6 protein-coding genes are annotated in these 6,117 nt (G+C 62.4%); all 6 read right to left on the bottom strand.

Features of this window, described 5'->3' with window-relative positions:
- Positions 1 to 28 precede the first annotated feature (28 nt).
- Entirely contained in the window at positions 29 to 1,606 is a 1,578-nt protein-coding gene (gene ahpF, locus PMI38_RS03120) for an alkyl hydroperoxide reductase subunit F (RefSeq protein WP_008090545.1), read from the bottom strand.
- Positions 1,607 to 1,732: 126 nt separating this feature from the next.
- Positions 1,733 to 2,296, bottom strand: a complete 564-nt coding sequence (gene ahpC, locus PMI38_RS03115; protein WP_008090543.1) for an alkyl hydroperoxide reductase subunit C — start codon at positions 2,294 to 2,296, stop codon at positions 1,733 to 1,735.
- Between the two features lie 252 nt (positions 2,297 to 2,548).
- Entirely contained in the window at positions 2,549 to 3,904 is a 1,356-nt protein-coding gene (gene gorA, locus PMI38_RS03110) for a glutathione-disulfide reductase (RefSeq protein WP_008090541.1), read from the bottom strand.
- Positions 3,905 to 4,003: 99 nt separating this feature from the next.
- The gene (gene galU, locus PMI38_RS03105; protein WP_008090538.1) at positions 4,004 to 4,843 is read right to left on the bottom strand and encodes a UTP--glucose-1-phosphate uridylyltransferase GalU; all 840 of its coding nucleotides are present in this window, start codon (positions 4,841 to 4,843) and stop codon (positions 4,004 to 4,006) included.
- A 227-nt stretch (positions 4,844 to 5,070) separates the two neighbouring features.
- The gene (locus tag PMI38_RS03100) at positions 5,071 to 5,985 is read right to left on the bottom strand and encodes a c-type cytochrome (RefSeq protein WP_008090536.1); all 915 of its coding nucleotides are present in this window, start codon (positions 5,983 to 5,985) and stop codon (positions 5,071 to 5,073) included.
- Positions 5,982 to 6,117: c-type cytochrome (locus PMI38_RS03095; RefSeq protein WP_008090534.1), on the bottom strand; the 136-nt coding region annotated here is incomplete at its 5' end. The genes PMI38_RS03100 and PMI38_RS03095, both read right to left, overlap by 4 nt.

Genomic DNA, 6,117 nt, shown 5'->3' with positions numbered 1-6,117 from the left:
GCTTGCCGGCGATTGGGCCGGAACAGGCTTACGCCGGCGCCGAAGTCCGAATCAAATGATCGAACGCTGCAAGCGATGCCTTGGCACCCTCGCCCACGGCAATGACGATCTGCTTGTACGGCACCGTGGTCACGTCACCCGCGGCAAACACGCCGGGGATATTGGTCGCGCCCCTGGCATCGACAATGATCTCGCCGCGTGGCGACAGCTCGACCGTGCCCTTGAGCCAATCCGTGTTCGGCAGCAGGCCGATCTGCACGAAGATGCCTTCCAGCGCCAGGTCATGCACCTCATCAGTGGTGCGATCCTTGTAGCGCAACCCCGTCACCTTCTCGCCATTGCCAACCACTTCGGTGGTCAGCGCGCTGGTGATGACCTTGACGTTGGGCAGGCTGTGCAGCTTGCGTTGCAACACCGCATCGGCGCGCAGCTGGCTGTCGAACTCGATCAGCGTCACCTGGGCAACGATACCGGCCAGGTCGATGGCCGCTTCCACGCCGGAGTTGCCGCCGCCGATCACCGCCACGCGCTTGCCCTTGAACAGCGGGCCGTCGCAGTGCGGGCAGTAGGCCACGCCCCGGGCACGGTACTCCTGCTCGCCCGGCACGTTCATTTCCCGCCAGCGGGCACCGGTGGCCAGGATCACGGTCTTGGCCTTGAGCGAGGCACCGCCGGCCAGGCGTACTTCATGCAGGCCGCCATCGGTGGCCGGAATCAGCGCTTCGCCGCGCTGCAGGTTCATGATGTCGACGTCGTACTGCTTGACGTGCTCTTCCAGCGCCGTGGCCAGTTTCGGCCCCTCGGTTTCCTGCACCGAGATGAAGTTCTCGATGGCCAGGGTATCGAGCACCTGCCCGCCGAAGCGTTCGGCAGCGACACCGGTACGGATGCCTTTACGCGCAGCGTAGATCGCTGCCGAGGCGCCAGCGGGACCACCGCCGACCACCAGCACGTCGAAGGCGTCCTTGGCGTTGATCTTCTCGGCCTGGCGGGCGCCGGCGTTGGTGTCGATCTTGCCGAGGATCTCTTCCAGGCCCATGCGGCCCTGACCGAACACTTCGCCATTCAGGTAGATGCTCGGCACCGCCATGATCTTGCGCGATTCGACTTCGTCCTGGAACAGCGCACCGTCGATGGCCACGTGGCGCACGTTGGGGTTGAGCACCGCCATCAGGTTCAGCGCCTGGACCACGTCCGGGCAGTTCTGGCACGACAGCGAGAAGTAGGTTTCGAAGGTGAATTCGCCTTCCAGTGCCTGGATCTGCTCGATGACCTCGCTGCTGGCCTTGGACGGGTGGCCGCCGACTTGCAGCAGCGCCAGCACCAGGGAGGTGAATTCATGGCCCATGGGGATACCGGCAAAGCGCAGGCTGATGCCGTTGCCATCAAGGGCAGCCCCAGGGCGATTGAGCGAGAACGATGGACGACGGGCGTCATCACCATCCGCGCGCAGGGTAATGAGGTTCGACAGGCCGGCGATTTCCACCAGCAGGTCGTGCAATTCGCGGGACTTCGCGCCGTCGTCGAGGGAAGCAACGATCTCGATCGGCTGGGTGACCCGCTCCAGGTAGGTTTTCAGTTGCGATTTAAGCGTGGCGTCCAACATACGGGCGATTCCTTTTTTTCAAACTTCAGATACAAAAACGCCCAGGCAGAGTCGCCCGGGCGTTTGACGGGGCGGTAAGTACTTCAGCTTTGGCGGCTGCTCACCGCCCACGACTGGCGCACGGTCTTAGATCTTGCCGACCAGGTCCAGCGATGGAGCCAGGGTGGCTTCGCCTTCTTTCCACTTGGCCGGGCAGACTTCGCCTGGGTGGGCAGCCACGTACTGGGCAGCCTTGACCTTGCGCAGCAGCTCGCTGGCGTCGCGGCCTACACCACCGTCGTTGATTTCGACGATCTTGATCTGGCCTTCCGGGTTGATCACGAAGGTACCGCGATCGGCCAGACCGGCTTCTTCGATCAGCACGTCGAAGTTGCGCGAGATGACGTGGGTCGGGTCACCGATCAGCGGGTACTTGATCTTGCCGATGGTGTCCGAGGTGTCGTGCCAGGCTTTGTGGGTGAAGTGGGTGTCGGTCGACACACCGTAGATTTCCACGCCCAGCTTCTGGAATTCGGCGTAGTTGTCAGCAAGGTCACCCAACTCGGTCGGGCAGACGAAGGTGAAGTCGGCCGGGTAGAAGAACACGACGGACCACTTGCCCTTCAGGTCGGCTTCGCTTACCTGAACGAATTCGCCGTTGTGGAAGGCGGTGGCGTTGAACGGTTTGACTTGGCTGTTGATGATAGGCATGAGAGACGCTCCTTCATGGGGTTGGAAACATTTGATGGAGAGAATCCTAACCGCTGGTCGCCCTAAAGGCTCATTGGTAAACCTCATGCTCGCGATTGGTTTTGGCTATAGCCGAGGTTTATTAATAGAAGGGATTGCGCTGAGCAAAGGATTGCGAGGGGATTTCAGGGCCTCATCGCCGGCAAGCCGGCTCCCACAGGTATTCGCACATCCCTGTGGGAGCCGGCTTGCCGGCGATGAGGCCAGTGAGGTTTAGCGCGTAACGGTGCGCATGGTGACGAACTCTTCCGCCGCCGTCGGGTGCACGCCAATGGTTTCGTCGAACTGCTGCTTGGTCGCACCGGCCTTGAGGGCCACGCCCAGGCCCTGGACGATCTCACCCGCATCCGGCCCGACCATGTGGCAGCCCAGCACCTTGTCGGTCTCGGCATCCACCACCAGCTTCATCAGGGTCTTCTCCTGAATGTCGGTGAGGGTCAGCTTCATCGCGCGGAAGCGGCTTTCGAAGATCTGCACCTTGTGCCCGGCCTGCAACGCCTGCTCCTCGGTCAGGCCCACGGTGCCGATCGGCGGCTGGCTGAACACCGCCGTGGGGATGTTCTGGTAGTCCACCGGGCGGTACTGCTCGGGCTTGAACAACCGGCGCGCCACGGCCATGCCTTCGGCCAGGGCGACCGGGGTGAGCTGCACACGGCCGATCACATCGCCAATGGCGAGGATCGACGGCGCGGTGGTCTGGTACTGGTCGTCGACCCGGATGAAGCCGCGCTCGTCCAGCTCCACACCGGTGTTTTCCAGGCCCAGGTCGTCGAGCATCGGTCGTCGGCCGGTGGCATAGAACACGCAGTCGGCCAACAGCTCGCGGCCATCCTTGAGGGTAGCCTTGAGGCTGCCGTCGTCGAGCTTGTCGATGCGCTGGATGTCGGCATTGAACTGCAGGTCCAGGCCGCGCTTCTCCAGCTCTTCCTTCAGGTGGGTGCGGACCGAGCCGTCAAAGCCGCGCAGGAACAGGTCGCCGCGGTACAGCAAGGTGGTCGCAGCGCCCAGCCCCTGGAAGATGCCGGCGAACTCGACGGCGATGTAGCCACCGCCCACCACCAGCACCCGGCGTGGCAGATCCTTCAGGTAGAAGGCCTCGTTGGAGGTGATGGCCAGCTCCTTGCCCGGAATGTCCGGCACCTGCGGCCAGCCCCCGGTGGCGATGAGGATGTGCTCGGCGCTGTAGCGTTGGCCGTCCACCTCCACTTCGTTGGCCCCGGTGATACGCGCATGGCCTTGCAGCAAGGTCACGCCGCTGTTGACCAGCAAGTTGCGATAGATGCCATTGAGGCGTTCGATCTCGCGGTTCTTGTTGGCGATCAGCGTGCCCCAGTCGAAATGCCCTTCTTCGAGGGTCCAGCCGAAGCCGGCAGCCTGCTCCAGCTCATCGGCAACATGGGCGCCATACACCAGCAGTTTCTTCGGCACGCAGCCGACGTTGACGCAAGTGCCACCCAGGTAGCGGCTCTCGGCCACCGCCACTTTCGCACCAAAGCCCGCGGCGAAACGCGCCGCACGCACACCGCCGGAACCGGCGCCAATCACGAACAGATCAAAATCGTAGGCCATGTATTCAGTCTCCTTGGCTGGCGCTCAGCATACCGCCGTTGCCGTCTGCAAACAAAAAAGCCACCCCGAAGGGTGGCTTTTTCAACCGGCTGTGGCGAATCAGTACGCCTTGCCGGTCTTGTAGTAGTTCTCGAAGCAGAAGTTGGTGGCGTCGATGTAGCCTTCCGCACCACCGCAGTCGAAGCGCTTGCCCTTGAACTTGTAGGCAATCACACAGCCGTTCTGTGCTTGCTGCATCAGTGCGTCGGTGATCTGGATCTCGCCACCTTTGCCCGGCGGGGTGTTCCTGATGATATCGAAGATATCCGGGGTCAGGATGTAACGGCCGATGATCGCCAGGTTCGACGGCGCGTCTTCCGGGGCCGGCTTCTCGACCATGTTGGTCACACGGAAGATGTCGTCGCGGATCATGTCGCCGGCAATGACGCCGTACTTGTTGGTTTCCTGCGGATCGACTTCCTGGATGGCGATGATCGAGCAGCGGAACTGGTTGTACAGCTTGACCATCTGGGTCAGCACGCCGTCGCCTTCCGGGTTGACGCACAGGTCATCCGCCAGCACCACGGCGAACGGTTCGTCACCGATCAGCGGCTGGCCCGTCAGAATGGCGTGGCCCAAGCCTTTCATTTCGGTCTGGCGGGTGTAGGAGAACGAGCACTCGTTCAGCAGGCGACGGATGCCGACCAGGTACTTTTCCTTGTCGGTGCCCTTGATCTGGTTTTCCAGCTCATAGCTGATGTCGAAGTGGTCTTCCAGCGCACGCTTGCCGCGGCCGGTGACGATGGAAATCTCGTTCAGGCCGGCGTCCAGCGCCTCTTCCACGCCATACTGGATCAGTGGCTTGTTGACCACTGGCAGCATTTCCTTGGGCATGGCTTTGGTAGCAGGCAGGAAGCGGGTGCCGTAACCGGCTGCCGGGAACAAGCATTTTTTGATCATATACGTCCTTAAACAAAGGCTGGGCCTGTGGAGTTCGGCGCAGTCTAATCAGGCGGCAGTCACCTTACAATGCCCCCGCCTGTGGCCGACCGGTGCCAACATAGAGACAACCCAGTGTAGATAGTTCCGGCGGAAGGTAAAATTCACGACCGGCAGAGGTTGCCAGCAGGCGCAGCCCCATCCCTTGGCAGGGGCCGCGCTGCTCACCGTGAGGGCACGCCAACCCCTCAACTACCGGTTCCGCGCCCGATCAACACACCCTCGACTTGCTGGCCATACAGGTTGACGCCGTCGTTGGCGTGAAACTTCACCCGGGTCTTCTCGATCGAGCCTTCCACCAGGCGAGGGTCCTGGGGCCGCTCATGGCGATTGATCCAGGCGGCCACGTCCCAGGCCTGCTGGTCGCTCAAGCTCCCCGGCTTGCCCAGCGGCATGTTGTACTTGATGAACGACGCCGCCGTGTTGATGCGGTGCATACCCGCGCCCCAGTTATAGGAGTCCTTCCCCCACAGCGGTGGCATCACATAGTCATCGGCCACTTTCTGCCCTTCCCCGTTGTCGCCGTGGCAAATGGCGCATTGCTCCTTGTAGACCTGCTGGCCCCGCTTGAAGTCGTAACCGCCCTTGGGTTGAGGCACATCGGGATAACCGCGGCCGGCAATCTCCACACCGGTGGGGGCTTTGCTCGACAGCCAGTAGGCATAGACCGACAACGCGGTCATCTGCGGGCTGTCCGCCGCCGGCGGCTTGCCGTTCATGCTGAACTGGAAGCACCCCTGGATGCGCTCGGCATAGGTGTTGACCTTGTCATTTTTCTTGCGATACGCCGGATACATCGGGTACGCGCCCCACATCGGCGCGGAATGCGCCTGACGCCCCTGATCGAGGTGGCAGTTGCTGCAATTGAGGCCGTTGCCGACGGCCTCGGGCATCAACCGACGGGTATCGACAAACAGCGCATGGCCTTCACGCACCATCTTGCCGAAGGCGTTGTCCGGGAGCTCGCTTTCGGCGGGCGGCACGAATTGCGGGGTTGCCTGGGCACCAGGGACCTTCAGTTGGGACTGGTCTTCCATGGCGATGGGCGAGGCAAATGCATTGCCGATGGCGGCAAGCAACAGGGTTGGCATCAGCGCTCTCATGGCTTGACCTCCGCAGGGGTGGGCGTGGCGAAGTATTCGGCAATCGCCTTGACCTCGGCATCGGTCATGGCCTTGGCCACGCCGACCATCAGCTGGTTGGGGTCGTTGCTGCGGCTGCCATCGCGCCAGCCA

The organism is Pseudomonas sp. GM84, assembly GCF_000282535.1.
Classification (GTDB): domain Bacteria; phylum Pseudomonadota; class Gammaproteobacteria; order Pseudomonadales; family Pseudomonadaceae; genus Aquipseudomonas.
The sequence above is the reverse complement of the archived record's forward strand: the minus strand, read 5'-3'. Positions and strand labels throughout refer to the sequence as shown.